This window comes from Citrobacter sp. CK181, assembly GCF_030333595.1.
Classification (GTDB): Bacteria; Pseudomonadota; Gammaproteobacteria; order Enterobacterales; family Enterobacteriaceae; genus Citrobacter_B; species Citrobacter_B koseri.
Window position 1 is genome coordinate 48,014 of record NZ_JAOWFN010000005.1, and the last position, 14,664, is coordinate 62,677.

At 55.8% G+C, this 14,664-nt stretch carries 16 protein-coding genes; 7 read left to right on the top strand and 9 right to left on the bottom strand.

The annotated features are described in order from the left end of the window. Positions 1–35 precede the first annotated feature (35 nt). Together fdhD and OGW17_RS00240 are read left to right on the top strand one after the other, a co-directional pair. Positions 36–818, top strand: coding sequence for a formate dehydrogenase accessory sulfurtransferase FdhD (gene fdhD / locus OGW17_RS00235; RefSeq protein WP_315970122.1), 783 nt, complete (start codon positions 36–38; stop codon positions 816–818). A 98-nt stretch (positions 819–916) separates the two neighbouring features. Then, on the top strand, positions 917–1,129 hold the full coding sequence (locus OGW17_RS00240) for a YdgH/BhsA/McbA-like domain containing protein (RefSeq protein WP_012133908.1): 213 nt from the start codon (positions 917–919) through the stop codon (positions 1,127–1,129). Between the two features lie 88 nt (positions 1,130–1,217). Here OGW17_RS00240 and OGW17_RS00245 read toward each other — a convergent pair whose 3' ends face one another. Further along, positions 1,218–1,541, bottom strand: a complete 324-nt coding sequence (locus tag OGW17_RS00245) for an AzlD domain-containing protein (protein WP_012133907.1) — start codon at positions 1,539–1,541, stop codon at positions 1,218–1,220. Next, positions 1,541–2,200, bottom strand: coding sequence for an AzlC family ABC transporter permease (locus tag OGW17_RS00250; protein WP_071259461.1), 660 nt, complete (start codon positions 2,198–2,200; stop codon positions 1,541–1,543). Before OGW17_RS00250 ends, OGW17_RS00245 begins: the two co-directional genes overlap by 1 nt. Before the next feature lie 101 nt (positions 2,201–2,301). Between OGW17_RS00250 and OGW17_RS00255 the strand changes: the two genes are divergently transcribed. After that, complete coding sequence (locus tag OGW17_RS00255) at positions 2,302–2,850, top strand: helix-turn-helix domain-containing protein (RefSeq protein WP_012133905.1); 549 nt, start codon at positions 2,302–2,304, stop codon at positions 2,848–2,850. Positions 2,851–2,988: 138 nt separating this feature from the next. Here OGW17_RS00255 and rhaM read toward each other — a convergent pair whose 3' ends face one another. The 5 genes from rhaM to rhaB all read right to left on the bottom strand — a co-directional run bounded on the left by rhaM (position 2,989) and on the right by rhaB (position 8,263). Next, positions 2,989–3,303 carry an L-rhamnose mutarotase gene (gene rhaM, locus OGW17_RS00260; RefSeq protein WP_071259463.1) on the bottom strand — a complete coding sequence of 105 codons (315 nt, stop codon included), beginning with the start codon at positions 3,301–3,303 and terminating at the stop codon, positions 2,989–2,991. Then, positions 3,300–4,448: a lactaldehyde reductase gene (gene fucO, locus OGW17_RS00265; protein WP_286452132.1), complete on the bottom strand. Its 1,149-nt coding sequence runs from the start codon at positions 4,446–4,448 to the stop codon at positions 3,300–3,302. Before fucO ends, rhaM begins: the two co-directional genes overlap by 4 nt. A gap of 118 nt (positions 4,449–4,566) precedes the next feature. Next, positions 4,567–5,394: a rhamnulose-1-phosphate aldolase gene (gene rhaD / locus OGW17_RS00270; protein WP_012133901.1), complete on the bottom strand. Its 828-nt coding sequence runs from the start codon at positions 5,392–5,394 to the stop codon at positions 4,567–4,569. 143 nt (positions 5,395–5,537) lie between these two features. Further along, entirely contained in the window at positions 5,538–6,797 is a 1,260-nt protein-coding gene (gene rhaA, locus OGW17_RS00275; protein ID WP_012133900.1) for an L-rhamnose isomerase, read from the bottom strand. Then, entirely contained in the window at positions 6,794–8,263 is a 1,470-nt protein-coding gene (rhaB, locus tag OGW17_RS00280; RefSeq protein WP_071259467.1) for a rhamnulokinase, read from the bottom strand. The genes rhaA and rhaB overlap by 4 nt, the downstream gene beginning before the upstream one ends. 300 nt (positions 8,264–8,563) lie before the next feature. On the opposite strand from rhaB, the gene rhaS reads away from it, so the two are divergent. Together rhaS and rhaR are read left to right on the top strand one after the other, a co-directional pair. Then, positions 8,564–9,400: an HTH-type transcriptional activator RhaS gene (gene rhaS, locus OGW17_RS00285; RefSeq protein ID WP_071259469.1), complete on the top strand. Its 837-nt coding sequence runs from the start codon at positions 8,564–8,566 to the stop codon at positions 9,398–9,400. A gap of 153 nt (positions 9,401–9,553) precedes the next feature. After that, positions 9,554–10,402: an HTH-type transcriptional activator RhaR gene (gene rhaR, locus OGW17_RS00290; RefSeq protein ID WP_047459845.1), complete on the top strand. Its 849-nt coding sequence runs from the start codon at positions 9,554–9,556 to the stop codon at positions 10,400–10,402. Here rhaR and rhaT read toward each other — a convergent pair. Beyond that, on the bottom strand, positions 10,399–11,433 hold the full coding sequence (gene rhaT / locus OGW17_RS00295) for an L-rhamnose/proton symporter RhaT (protein WP_012133892.1): 1,035 nt from the start codon (positions 11,431–11,433) through the stop codon (positions 10,399–10,401). The two genes, rhaR and rhaT, sit on opposite strands and share 4 nt — an antisense overlap. 288 nt (positions 11,434–11,721) lie before the next feature. Between rhaT and sodA the strand changes: the two genes are divergently transcribed. After that, positions 11,722–12,342, top strand: a complete 621-nt coding sequence (sodA, locus tag OGW17_RS00300; protein WP_024130664.1) for a superoxide dismutase [Mn] — start codon at positions 11,722–11,724, stop codon at positions 12,340–12,342. 341 nt (positions 12,343–12,683) lie between these two features. Continuing rightward, the gene (gene kdgT / locus OGW17_RS00305) at positions 12,684–13,667 is read left to right on the top strand and encodes a 2-keto-3-deoxygluconate transporter (protein WP_012133890.1); all 984 of its coding nucleotides are present in this window, start codon (positions 12,684–12,686) and stop codon (positions 13,665–13,667) included. Between the two features lie 52 nt (positions 13,668–13,719). On the opposite strand, the gene OGW17_RS00310 is transcribed toward kdgT, so the two are convergent. Continuing rightward, a complete protein-coding gene (locus OGW17_RS00310; RefSeq protein WP_047459842.1) occupies positions 13,720–14,610 on the bottom strand; it encodes a dihydrodipicolinate synthase family protein in 891 nt (296 codons plus the stop codon). Between the last annotated feature and the right edge of the window lie 54 nt (positions 14,611–14,664).

The following is a 14,664-nucleotide window of genomic DNA, read 5'->3' on the forward strand; positions in this document are numbered from 1 at the left end:
GCGCTGTTTCTCATGCCGTCTGGACGCGCGGGTGCCTGACGCAATCAAAACCGGATATGCTGGCGACGGAAGTTCCTGTCGCGCTGGTCTATAACGGCATTTCCCATGTAGTGATGATGACCACGCCGAAAGATCTGGAACAATTCGCGATCGGTTTTTCACTGTCGGAAGGCATTATTGAATGTCCGCAGGATATTTATGGCATGGACGTCGTTCCTTCCTGCAACGGCCTTGAAGTGCAGATTGAGCTTTCCAGCCGCCGTTTTATGGGGCTGAAAGAACGTCGTCGCGCCCTGGCCGGGCGTACCGGCTGCGGCGTTTGCGGCGTGGAGCAGCTGAATGACATCGGCAAACCCATTACGCCACTCCCGTTTACCCAAACCTTTGACCTGGCGAATCTTGATCGCGCGTTGAAGCATCTGTCTGATTTTCAACCGGTTGGTCAGCTTACCGGCTGTACTCACGCGGCGGCGTGGGCGATGCCGTCCGGTGAATTAGCGGGCGGGCATGAAGATGTCGGTCGCCATGTCGCGCTGGATAAACTGCTGGGGCGCCGGGCGACGGAAGGCGAAAGCTGGCAGCAGGGCGCGGTGCTGGTCTCCAGTCGCGCCAGCTATGAAATGGTGCAGAAATCGGCGATGTGCGGCGTTGAAATCCTGTTTGCCGTCTCCGCAGCCACCACGTTAGCGGTTGACGTGGCTGAGCGCTGTAACCTGACGCTGGTGGGTTTTTGCAAGCCGGGCAAGGCGACAATTTATACGCATCCACGGCGTTTGATGACAGGTGGAGTTTTATTCAGTAAATTTGAAAAAGAATAGCAAATCCTTCCGCTTTTAGTTGTTCGAATACCGGCCTATTATTTATCACATCAAGGCACGGTGCCTTACTCAAACAACTAAGTTAAAGGGTTTATATCATGAAAAGCATCAAAACTTTTGTCGCAGTTATCGCTCTCGCTACTTCTTTCGGTTCTTTCGCCGCTCAGTCTGTTACCGCGACGGGCTCTACTCTGGAAAGCGCAGAAGCAAAAATCGCCGCTCAGGCTCAGCAGGCTGGCGCCAGTGATTACAAAATCACTTCCGCATACTCCGGTAACCGCGTGCATATGACCGCTGAACTTCTGAAATAAGTGATTCAAAACTGTCGAAAGAGCGCCTTCAGGGCGCTTTTTTCGTTTCTGCGTTTACTGTTTTACTATTCCGATAAATGCCTCATATTTAGTGCATACCCGCCAGCCTTAGCAGCGCTGTCACCACCGCCGCAGCGATAATCACCACAATCAGCGGCATTTTGCGCCACGCCAGGAAAACAGCGAACGCGACGCCCAGTACCCGCGCCATTCCGGCAAAATGTTCGCCTTCATAAAACGTGGTTGCCAGCGCCACTGAAAACAGCAATACCGTTGCCGCATCCGACAATAGCGCCTGAGAACGTTCGGAGAGCGCCAGCCGGTTGCCGAGCTTTGCTCCGCCAAGACGCATCAGATAGGTGCCTGCCGATAACACAGCAATACCGACGATAAACAGCGTCATGTTGCCCATTATTTTTTCCTCGTCAGTAAGCCAAGCAGAGAGAGCAGTACCGGCAACCCGACCGGTGCGAAGGGGACGGCGGCAAGCGACAGCCCGGCGCCGCTACAGGCGCGGATTAGCGTGGTGCGATTCCTGAACGCCGGGATCACTAACGCCAATAAAATGGCGGGAAATACCGCGTCCAGACCGATGGTTTCCGGTGCCGGGAGCAGTTTGCCGACCATCGCGCCAAGCAGTGCGCCCAGTGGCCAAAAAATTGCGACGCCCGTGCCGCACAGCCAGTAGGCGGCTTTGCGCTGTTGCCGTGTTTTTTGCGACAGACCAAAGACGACGCTTTCATCATTCATGATATGGCAGCCCAGAAAGCTGGCGGCGCGGGTGCCTACCAGTTCACGTACCGTTACGCCGAATGGAATATGGCGGGCATTCACCAGCAAACCGGCAGCGGCGGCGGCCAGCGGGTTCCCGCCGCTGGCGACAATGCCGATAAACATAAATTCGGACGCCCCCGCCAGGACAAAAATGGAGAGTACAAACGGCACCCAAATCGGGAAGCCGTAGGCCATCGCCAGCGATCCGTAGGACATCCCGACGACGCCAACGGCCAGACACACTAAAAATATCGCTTTTATCGTGTCTCCGCTGAGACATGAGAGGTGATGTTTCATACTATTTTAGCCATATCGAACGAATTTCCATTATAATGAACGCAACAGAATTGATTTACAAGTCGAACGATTCGTTCGATATAAAGAACGCGGAGTCGTGAATGACACAGCCCATTAGCGTGATCGCGAAAAGCCTGGTGCGCGAACGTCAGCGTACCGGCCTGTCGCTGGCGGAAATCGCCCGGCGTGCGGGGATTGCGAAATCTACCCTGTCGCAACTGGAAGCGGGCAATGGAAATCCTAGCCTGGAAACGCTCTGGGCGCTTTGCGTGGCCCTGGATATTCCCTTTGCGCGTCTGCTGGAGCCGCAGGCGCAAAAAACGCAGGTGATTCGTCGCGGAGAAGGGACAAAAGTGGTGGCGGAACAGGCCCACTATCAGGCTATTTTACTGGCTGCCTGTCCGCCAGGGGCGCGGCGCGATATCTACCTGCTGCTGACGCAGCCGGGGGCGGATCGTATTTCACATCCACATCCGCCGGGATCGGTGGAGCATATTATTGTGACGCAGGGGAAAGCGCTTGTCGGGCTGACAGAGGCGCCGGAAGAGTTAGGCGAGGGCGATTATATTTGTTATCCCGCCGATCAGGAGCACATCTTTAAAGCGCTGGAAGCGGATACGCAGGCGATCCTGGTGGCCGAGCAAAATTAATTCCGCGCGATGAGGTTTATGACGCCGGATGGCGCTGGCGCTTATCCGGCCTACAATTTTGTGCCGTTTGCTACCTGTAGGCCGGATAAGACGCGTTAGCGTCGCCATCCGGCGTTGAGTCATCCGGCTTCAGACAGCCTACGCTAGGTAAAACACTGCTTTCAGCTCCGCGCTCACCGGGCTGTTATCCGGGTTGGCAGGCATCACGTCGCGCATATGCTTCCACCAACGCTGGCACACGTCGGTACTGGCGATGGCATTCCAGCGCTCTTCCGATTCGATCTCGACGGTCGCGAACAACAGGTTGCGTTCTTTATCGAGGTAAATCGCATAGTGATGCGCGCCATGCGCTTTCAATACGCTTTCCAGCTCCGGCCAGATGGGATTATGGCGACGCTGATACTCCTCGTGTGCGTCGGCATTCACCTGCATCACAAACGCTTTGCGGATCATAGCGCCTCCAGATACAACTCGCGGACGTCATCGCGGCTGGCGGTGCGTGGATTGCATGGCGCACACGGATCTGCCAGTGCTTTGTCCAGCCAGCCTTCAATATCGTCTTTCGTGACGCCCAGTGTGCTGAAACCTTCAGGAATGCCGACGCGTTTGCTCAATGCGCGAATTGCATTGATCGCTTCCATACTCGCCGCCTCAATGCTCATACCTTGAGTATCGACGCCCATCGCCTGGGCGACGCGGGCAAAACGCGCGACCGCGTTCGGGCGGTTAAAGTTCTCAATGATCGGCAGCAGGATGGCGTTACAGACGCCGTGCGGCAGGTTGTGCGTGGCGCCCGGCTGATGCGCCAGCGCGTGTACCAGACCAAGGCCAGCGCTGTTGAACGCCATACCTGCCAGATACTGGCCAAACGCCATCTGCTCACGCGCTTCGAGGTTGTGGCCGTCATCAACCGCTTTCGGCAGCCACAGGTTAATCAGCCGAATGGCTTCCAGCGCGTTGGCGTCGGTAAGCGGATGCGCGCCAACCGAGACATAGGCCTCAATGGCGTGGGTCAGCGCATCCATGCCGGTGGCGGCAGTGACGGATGGCGGGATGTCCAGCATAACGCTGGCGTCGTCCACCGCGATATCAGGGATGATATTCGGGTCGATGATGACCTCTTTGACCTGGCGCGCGGAGTCGATAATGACGGCATTGCTGGTCATTTTCGCTGCCGTACCGGCGGTGGTATTAATCGCCACCAGCGGAACGCCCGCGTTTTTGACTTTGCCGACGCCTGAATAGGCGGTAGAGGGGCCAGGGTTCGCCGTCAGAATTTTGACCGCTTTGGCGGTATCGATCGGGCTGCCGCCGCCGAAGGCGATGATGTAATCACACTGCGTGTCCTGATATGCCGCATACCCTTTTTGCACCAGTTCTTCAGTGGGGTTCGGGAAAACCTCGTCGAAAAGGTGGTACGACATCTGATGCGCGTCAAGCGCGGCAAACAGGCTGTCCAGCAGGCCCAGTTTTACCAGTTGCCCGTCAGTGACGACCAGCGCTTTACCCCATTGCTTGTTCGCGACGAGGTTAACCATATCGCCGATTGCGCCTGCGCCATGCAGGCTAATTTTGGGAAGTGCCAACATGAAGCTCATGAATATTCTCCTTAAGATTGACGCGTTACCCTATTGCCCGATGACGTTGCGCTTATCGGGCCTACGGCATAGGCCGGATAAGGCGAAGCCGCCATCCGGCATTGGATTGCGGGAAGAATCAGTACAACGCTAATGCACTGGCAAGCGGAGTCACGCCAAAGCGTTTGCCAAGCGCTACCAGTTCTTCACGCGTGATGGTTTGCTTCATACCGCCCATCGAATAGATTTTGACCAGCACCTCCGCAGACTTCTCGGCGGTATCGATCAGGCCGAATGTTTCATCCAGCGTCGGGCCGCTGCCGAACACGCCGTGGAAGGGCCACAGCACCAGCGAGTGCTTCTGCATTTCCTGCGCGGTGGCCTGACCGATCTCATCGGTGCCCGGCACCATCCACGGCAGAATGCCGACGCCGTCCGGGAACACCACCAGGCACTCGGTGCTGCCTTCCCACAGTTTGCGGGTGAAAAGCGGCGTGTTGTTTTCCAGCACGTAGGTCAGCGCGATCAGGTTGGTGGCGTGGCAATGCATAATCACGCGGTCTTTGCCGTCGGTGGCGTTAATGCGCTCGCAATGGGAGAGGAAGTGAGCCGGCAGTTCGGAGGTTGGAACCGCCTCATGATTCAGCCCCCACAGAATGTGGTAGCCCGCGCCGTCGCTGTCCACTTTCACCACGCCTAAATTCGCTGCCGGATCGAGCTGCACGTTGCGGAAGAATTTGCCGGAGCCGGTGACGATAAACGGCGTGTTCGCCAGCAGCGGCATTGGCTGACTCAGCGCGATATAGCGTGGTTCCTGGTGGAAATCGTCGGTAAACGGCGCGATATCCGCCTCATCCAGACGCAGCGTCAGGTTGCCGCCGTTGCGTTCGTCCCAGCCCTTCAGCCAGGCGTCGGAGGTGGCTTTGATCATTCCCTGGACAAACCAGGAGTGGGTAATGTTCTGCATGTTCGGTGTTCCCATTTATTGCCCGAACGTTATCGGGTCTTACGTAGGCCGGATAAGCGCAGCGCCATCCGGCAATCGTGTTTCATTTATTGCCGGATGGCGACGCGGAACGTCTTATCCGGCCTACAAGTCAGGCGTCGCGGTTAGCTACGTTTGCTCAGAATCTCTTTTTCATAGGCACGGACGCTTTCCAGCCACTGGCTGCCGGCTGGCGTGTCGTGACGCTGGCAATACATTTCCCAGACGGCTTGCCACGGCAGGGATTTCTGCTCTTCCAGCAGCGCCAGGCGGGCGGTGTAATCGCCGCTGGCTTCTAACTGACGCAGCTGCCCGGTTGGTTCCAGCAGCGCGCGCAGCAGCGCTTTCTTCATATTGCGCGTGCCGATAACCCACGCGGCGATACGGTTGATGGAGGCATCGAAGAAATCGAGGCCGATATGCACGCGGTCAAACAGGTTATGACGCACGATTTCGCTGGCAATTGCCTGGGTTTCATCATCCAGCAGCACGACGTGGTCGCTGTCCCAGCGTACCGGGCGGCTGACATGCAGCAGCAGGCGCGGCACATACAGCATGGCGGCGGAAATCTTGTCGGAAATCACTTCGGTCGGATGGAAGTGGCCCGCGTCGAGGCACAGCGCGGTCTGGCGGCTGGTGGCGTAGCCCATGTAGAACTCGTTGGAGCCGACGGTATAGCTTTCCGCGCCAATACCGAACAGTTTGCTTTCCACGGCGTCGATGTGATGCGCTGGGTTCAGTTTTTCGCTGATCACCTCGTCCAGCGCCTCCAGCAGGCGTTGGCGCGGCGCTAAGCGGTCAACGGTGATGTCTTTCATGCCATCCGGGACCCAGATGTTCATCACCGACGGCGTGCCCAGTTGCTCACCGAAGTACGCGGATACGCGGCGGCTGGCCTTGCAGTGGTCAATCCAGAACTGGCGAATGTTGTCGTCCGCGTGCGCCAGGGTGAAGCCGTCAGCGCTCAGCGGGTGAGAGAAGCAGGAGGGGTTGAAGTCCAGCCCTAACTGGTTCGCTTTTGCCCATTCCACCCAGTTTTTGAAGTGCTCCGGTTTGATCTGGTCGCGGGACACCGGCGTGTCAGACTCCAGATAGATTGCGTGTAAGTTCAGGCGTTTTGGCCCCGGGATCAGGCTTAGCGCCTGTTCCAGGTCGGCGCGCAGCTCGCTGGCGCTACGTGCTTTACCGGGATAGTTACCGGTGGCCTGAATACCGCCGGTGAGCGATCCTTCCGGGTTTTCGAATCCGGCGACGTCATCGCCCTGCCAGCAGTGCATCGATACCGGCAGACGATCGAGCTGGCGTAACGCCTCCTCGACATCAATACCTACCGCAGCAAAACGTTGTTTCGCCAGTTCCCAGGCTTGTTCAAGTTGAGTGGTCATGCGCAAAGCTCCTTTGTCTGTCGTTTTGATTGAAACTGCGCAACGTGGCGGGCAATTTCACTGTCAGGATTTGGGGTAAAGGTCGTCAGGTCGTAGTTGGTTCTCACCACCTGACGGAAGTCGTCAACGTTGTTCAGTTCGTCCAGCGTCATGAGCTGGATGCCGATATTGCCGAGGGTGGAAGCCTCAATCGGCCCGGCCATCACGCGAATGCCGCAGGCATCGGCGCACAGCTGGTTCAGCAGGGCGTTCTGGCAACCTCCTCCAACGATGTGCAGCTGGCTAAAGGCTTCACCGCGCAGGTTCGCCAGCTCCTGCAACACATCGGCATACAGCAGCGCCAGACTGTCGAAAATGCAGCGTGCCAGTTCGGCGTTACGGGTGGGTTCCGGCTGGCCGGATTCACGGCAGGCCGCCTGAATCTCCGCGCTCATATCGGCGGGGTTGATAAAGCGATCGTCATTCGGGTTTATCAGGAAACGGCAAGCCGGAAGCGACTGGGTCTCGGCGATCAGCGCGGGCAGGTCGGTAATCTGGCGCTCTTTCAGTACGCGCTGAAGCAGCCAGAGCCCCATGATGTTTTTCAGCACCCGGTAGCGGCCTTCTGCGCCGCCTTCATTGGTGATGTTCGCCGCCAGCGCCGCGTCATCGGTGTAAGGCGTTCTGCTCTCGAAGCCCATCAACGACCAGGTGCCGGAAGAGAGATAAGCGCTGTTTTTATCGGCCAGCGGAGAGGCGATCACCGCGCTGGCGGTGTCGTGACTGGCGACGGCGACCACCGGAATCTGATTTTTCTGTGGGCAGATCCAGTAGCCGATCACGTTGCCCGGATGGGTAGGTCTGCCAAACCAGGCTTTGTTGGCGCCGGTCCAGTCCAGCAGGGCATCGTCCCAGTCATCGCTGTTGATATTGACGAGCTGCGTGGTGGTGGCGTTGGTGTATTCCCAGTTCATTTCGCCCGTCAGGCGGAAACTGAAATAGTCGGGGATCAGCAGGGCATGCGCCACCTGCGGGATAAGTTCAGGCTGTTGTTCAACCAGCGCGCGGAGCTGATACAACGTATTGAACGGCAGAAACTGAATGCCGCTGCGGCGATAGATATCATGCTTACCGAGCTGCACCAGCGCCTGCTGCATCACCCCCGTGGTACGGTTGTCGCGATAAGATACGGGCAGACCGACGCGCTGGCCGTGCTTGTCGAGCAGCACATAGTCCACGCCCCAGGTATCAATGCCGATGCTGTCAATACGGATACCTTCATCGCAGACTTTCTCCAGTCCAAGGCGAATTTCATTTTCCAGGCTGTCGATATCCCAGGCGTCGAACCCGTCTGTTTTTTGCAAACAGTTCGCGAAACGGTGGATTTCACGCAGCGTCAGGGCGTGTTGTTCACTGTCGTAACGCGCCAGCATTACGCGCCCGCTGGATGCCCCGAGATCGACAGCGACACAATGGCGAAAAGTCATGGTGAAGTCCTTCTGAGTTTCATTGCACTCAGTCTAAGAACCCCCAGGAAGGCGTACCTTCCTGTTACTGACAGGTTAAATTGGCCGCTGGCAAGGAGGCAAAGGTGAACGTGATAGCGTTCACAATTTCCGTTTATCAGCGTGAATTGGCCGGATGTGACGGCGTCCGCATTTCCTGATCTTTCCCGTCCTTTCTTGAAAAAACGACCGGGTTTGCGCGCTTTGGCGTTAAAAATTTAAGGTGAGGGTAGTAACCCTTAATTACTATTTCTGACATGTTTCTCATATCAGGAAGCCATCATGACCGTACTGCATAGCGTGGATTTTTTTCCGTCAGGTAAAGCGCCCGTGGCCATTGAACCCCGGCTTCCTCAGTCCGCTTTTCCTGAACATCATCATGATTTTCATGAGATTGTGATTGTTGAACATGGCACTGGCATTCATGTGTTCAATGGGCAGCCCTACACCATTAGCGGCGGTACGGTCTGCTTTGTTCGCGATCATGACAGACATCTGTATGAACACACCGACAACCTGTGTCTGACGAATGTGCTCTATCGCTCGCCGGACGCGTTTCAGTTTCTGGCGGGGCTGAACCAGCTCTTGCCGCAGGAACAGGATGGGCAGTACCCGTCACACTGGCGCGTGAATCAGAGCGCGTTGCAGCAGGTGCGGCAACTGGTGGCGCAGATGGAAAACGCCGGAGACGAGATGGACACGCCTGCGGTCGCCAACCGTGAAATTCTGTTTATGCAGTTGCTGGTGCTGCTGCGTAAAAGCAGCCTGATGGAAGGGGCGGCCAATAACAATGCGCGGCTGAATCAGTTGCTGGCCTGGCTGGAGGATCATTTTGCTGAAGAGGTGTGCTGGGAATCGATAGCCGACAAGTTTTCGCTCTCGCTGCGCACGCTGCATCGTCAGCTCAAACAACAGACCGGCCTGACGCCGCAGCGCTATCTTAACCGTCTGCGGCTTATCAAGGCTCGCCATCTGCTGCGTCACAGTGATGAAAGCGTCACAGATATCGCGTATCGCTGCGGTTTTGGCGACAGTAACCATTTTTCGACGCTGTTTCGCCGGGAATTTGACTGGTCGCCCAGGGATATTCGCCAGGGGCGGGACGCATTGCTACAGTAACGCGAAAGCTATCACCGTTTTTTGTCGCCAATTTGCTGATAATCGTCCCCTTCAATGCCGGATGGCGGCTTCGTCTTATCCGGCCTACGGCGGCGATCTGTAGGCCAGACAAACGTAGCGCCATCCGGCAAGCATTCAACGTGAGGTGCTGCGGTGGCAAATCAGTTAGTCCTTCTGAAAAAAGACTTTTTTGCGAATGACGGCCAGGCTGTCGCGGTTGCCGATCGCTATCCGCAAAATGTGTTCGCGGAACATACACACGAGTTTTGTGAACTGGTGCTGGTCTGGCGCGGCAACGGTTTGCATGTGCTCAACGATCGCCCTTACCGCATCACGCGCGGCGATCTGTTTTATATTCGCGCCGAGGACAGACACTCCTACACCTCCGTTAACGATTTGGTTTTGCAGAATATTATTTACTGCCCGGAGCGGTTGACCCTGAATCTTGGCTGGGAAAGCGCCATTCCGGGTTTTAACGGCAGTGAACGGCGTCCGCACTGGCGGCTGGGCAGCGTGGGGATGAATCAGGCGCGGCAGGTTATCAGCCAGCTTGAACATGAGAGCAATCAGGGCGATCCGCTGGCGAATGAGATGGCGGAACTGCTATTTGGTCAGTTGGTGATGACGCTGAAAAGACATCGCTATGCTACCGATGATCTCCCGACCAGGGCGAGCGAAACGTTGCTGGATAAATTGATTACCGCGCTGGCCGGCAGCCTGGAGCGCCCCTTTGCGCTGGACGCGTTTTGCGACCAGGAGCAGTGCAGCGAGCGGGTGCTGCGACAGCAGTTTCGCTCACAGACCGGGATGACCATCAACCAGTATCTTCGCCAGATCCGCATCTGCCATGCGCAGTATTTGCTTCAGCACAGCCGCCTGATGATTAGTGAGATTTCAATGCAGTGCGGCTTTGAGGACAGTAACTACTTTTCGGTGGTGTTTACGCGGGAAACCGGGATGACGCCCAGCCAGTGGCGTCATCACAGTACGCAAAACGATTAGCTTGCCATTCCCATGCCGACGATGTTGGCGGCAATAATAATGACCACACAACCCAGACTGAGAACGCTGACAGGACGACGACCCGCGTTTTTCCACTCTTTTAGCACCAGACCCACAATCCCACCGCACAGCACGTAGAAGCTCATGTGCAGCATCCAGCTGATGTAGTCATACTGCGGTGGAATGCGAGCGTGGCCCCAGGCGTAGAAAAAGAACTGCAAATACCACATCAGGCCACCCAGCGCGGACAGCAGGATATTGGTGATGATCATCGATTTTGCCAGCGAGAAGTCGGCTTTTATCGACAAGTTTTTCACTTTTGCCAGACGAACGAAACAGAAACCCAGGTTGATCAGCGCGCCGCCGCCCATGATGACCACGTAGCTTGGCAGAGCGACATACAGCGGATCGACGCCGAGCGCGGCGGCGGCTTCATGCATCGGTTTGGCGGCGTTCATCGCAAAGGACATCCCGGCGGAGAAAATACCGCACATCACCGCCAGCAGCAGACCTTTTTTCAGGTTGAACTCCTCGGCGGTGATCCCCATTTTGCGCTCTTTTAACTGCCCGGCGCGGGTGACGATGCCAACGCCGATCAGCGCCACCAGGACGCCCAGCAGCGTCATTCGTCCGCCTTCGGTATTGATCAGCACATCAAAGTTTCCATTGATGATGGGGGTCATCAGGGTGCCGACGATCAGCGTAATACCAATCGCGATGCCGATCCCCATCGACATGCCGAGATAGCGCATGGTCAGGCCGTAGTTAATATTACCGATGCCCCACATTGCGCCGAACAGAAATACGGGCAACAGGGTGGATAGGTTGAAGGAACTGTAATAGGCCCAGAAATCCGGGAGCAGCAGGGCGCTGATGGTCCAGGGCAGGATAAGCCAGGAGACAATCCCACCGATTGACCACATGGTTTCCCAGGACCATTGTTTAACTTGTTTGAACGGGGCATAAAAACAGGCTGCACTGGCCGCACCTATCAAATGCCAAAAGATACCCATCGTAATCGCGTTACTCATGACTTAATCCTCATCGTTTTTATTGCCGGTGTGACCCTCCCGACCTGATGAGTGTAAAAATTGCGCAGTTGATTAACCTTTTGAGGATTGCCGACATTTCTTCCTTCCTGGCAACCAGCACGTTATACGGGTGATTTGGCTCACATATTCAAGAACATAATGAAAAGTTATATCCTTATTAAAACTACGGCATTGATAAGCATTTTCAATATCATTTAATTAACTATAATGAACCAACTGCTTACGCGGCATTAACACTTCAGCCGCTCGACAATAATGGAGATGATTATGAGTTATACACTGCCATCCCTGCCGTACGCTTATGATGCGCTGGAACCGCACTTCGATAAGCAGACGATGGAAATCCACCATACCAAACACCATCAAACTTATGTCAACAACGCTAACGCGGCGCTGGAAAACCTGCCTGAATTCGCGAACCTGCCGGTTGAAGAACTGATCACCAAACTGGATCAGCTTCCGGCGGACAAAAAAACCGTACTGCGCAATAACGCGGGCGGCCACGCTAACCACAGCCTGTTCTGGAAAGGCCTGAAAAAAGGCACCGCTTTGCAGGGCGACCTGAAAGCGGCTATCGAGCGTGATTTCGGTTCCGTTGATAACTTCAAAGCGGAGTTTGAAAAAGCGGCGGCAACGCGTTTCGGTTCCGGTTGGGCCTGGCTGGTGTTGCAGGGCGACAAACTGGCGGTTGTCTCTACCGCTAACCAGGACTCCCCGCTGATGGGCGAGGCCATTTCCGGCGTTTCCGGTTTCCCAATCCTGGGTCTGGACGTATGGGAACACGCTTACTACCTGAAATTCCAGAACCGTCGCCCGGACTACATCAAAGAGTTCTGGAACGTGGTGAACTGGGACGAAGCTGCTGCGCGTTTCGCGGCGAAAAAATAAGTCTTTTTGCCTGATGGCGCTGCGCTTATCAGGCCTACGAAGAGGATTTGTCAATTTGTAGGCCGGATAAGGCGTTAGCCGCCATCCGGCATTGAATTCAGCCCCCGCAGGCATAACCTGCGGGGGCTTTCTTTTAGGCGCTTTTGGGCTTGTCTGGTGTGACTTACGTCAAATTAAAAACATCAATCCATAAAAAATGAAACATAGTTTTGTTATGTGGTTGGGATCACTTTTATTGTTTGAATGAATGTCTATCGTTTCTTCATCAACGCGGGTGTGCCTCAAAGTAAGGCGCATTCGCCCATAAAAATTGCCCGTTTTTATGTCTACAGGTGAAGGAAATGCAGATTAAACGCACGATAGAAAAAGTCCCGGGTGGCATGATGCTCGTTCCGTTGTTCCTCGGCGCGCTATGCCACACCTTCGCGCCCGGCGCAGGGAAATACTTCGGCTCATTCACAAACGGTATGATCACCGGTACGGTGCCGATTCTGGCGGTCTGGTTCTTTTGTATGGGCGCGTCGATCAAACTGAGCGCCACAGGCACCGTGCTGCGTAAATCCGGGACGCTGGTGGTGACCAAAATTGCGGTTGCCTGGGTGGTGGCCGCTATTGCGTCACGCGTTATCCCGGAACATGGGGTGGAGGCGGGCTTCTTCGCCGGGCTGTCGACGCTGGCGCTGGTGGCCTCTATGGACATGACCAACGGCGGGCTGTATGCCTCCATCATGCAGCAGTACGGCACCAAAGAAGAGGCCGGGGCATTTGTCCTGATGTCGCTGGAGTCAGGGCCGCTGATGACGATGGTTATTCTGGGAACCGCCGGGATTGCCTCGTTTGAACCGCATGTATTTGTGGGGGCGGTATTACCGTTCCTGATTGGTTTCGCGCTGGGGAATCTCGACCCGGAACTGCGGGAATTCTTCAGCAAAGCGGTACAGACGCTGATCCCGTTCTTCGCCTTCGCGCTGGGCAACACCATTGATTTGAGCGTGATTGCACAGACGGGCGTGCTGGGGATTCTACTGGGTGTGGCGGTCATTATTATCACCGGTATCCCGTTAATTATCGCTGACAAGTTTATCGGCGGCGGTGACGGTACGGCAGGTATTGCCGCCTCAAGTTCTGCTGGCGCCGCAGTAGCCACGCCCGTGCTGATCGCAGAGATGGTTCCGGCGTTTAAACCGATGGCGCCCGCCGCGACCTCGCTGGTTGCCACATCGGTTATCGTAACTTCGATTCTGGTGCCGATCATTACCTCAGTCTGGTCGCGGAAGGTGAAGGCCAGAGCGGCGGAAATCGATATTCGCGGTACGGTGAAATAAACCCGTTTTGCCGGATGACGGCTTATGCCTCATCCGGCGCTTCCGGTCAGAATTAACGGCCAAACACCTCATCAATTGTGCGACGCTCGTGCTCGTTCAGTTCTCCTCCCGCATTACGCGACACGCCGGTACAATAGCCGAACTTACGCGATACCACGGTTTTAATCGTGGTTACAAAATCCTCGCCAATCGCGTAAATGGACATAAACGTGCCGATTTTCTCCTGGATATCGCGCAACGTTTGCAAATCACCCTGCTTAAACGCCTCCCGCGCGCTGACAAACAGCTCCGGCATCACGTTGTTTAAGCCGGAAATAATGCCTGCGCCGCCCGCCAGCAGGTTGGGAATGTAATACTCGTCATAGCCGGAGAGCACGGCAAAATCGTCGCGTACCGCGCGGGTGGTCTGAATCATGCTGCGGGTATGGGACTGGCAGTCGACGGTATCTTTAATCCCGGCAAAATTCGGGAATTCGGCGGCAAGGGTCGCCACCAGATCCGGCGTTAAATCGCAGCCGGTACGTGCCGGGAAATTGTAGGCAAACCATTTGCCGCTCAGGGCGTTACCAAGCTGGCGGAAGTAGCTCAGAAGCTGCTTCGACGTCTGCCCGTAGTAATACGGCGGCAGAATCATCACCGCATCGTACCCGACGCGGTACGCTTCCTGCGCCATAAGCAGGATGTCGCTGGTGCAGGTGGAGGAGACATTGGCAACCATCTTCAGCGAACTCATCGCGCGGGCCTCGCGGATCAGCATCAGCCGCTCTTCCAGCGTGAAAGACGCAAATTCACCAATGCTGCCCATCAGCAAAATAACATCAATGTTGGCCTCGGTAAGGCGTTTGAGATGCTGGCTCAGGCCGTTGAGATCGACTTTTCCGTCATTGTCCATCGGCGTAATGGAAGGACACCAGACGCCAGCAAACTGCGATTGTACTGTCACGTTGTTGACTCCTTATTATGAAATGGCGTTTCAAAATCACTTTAATTGATAGCA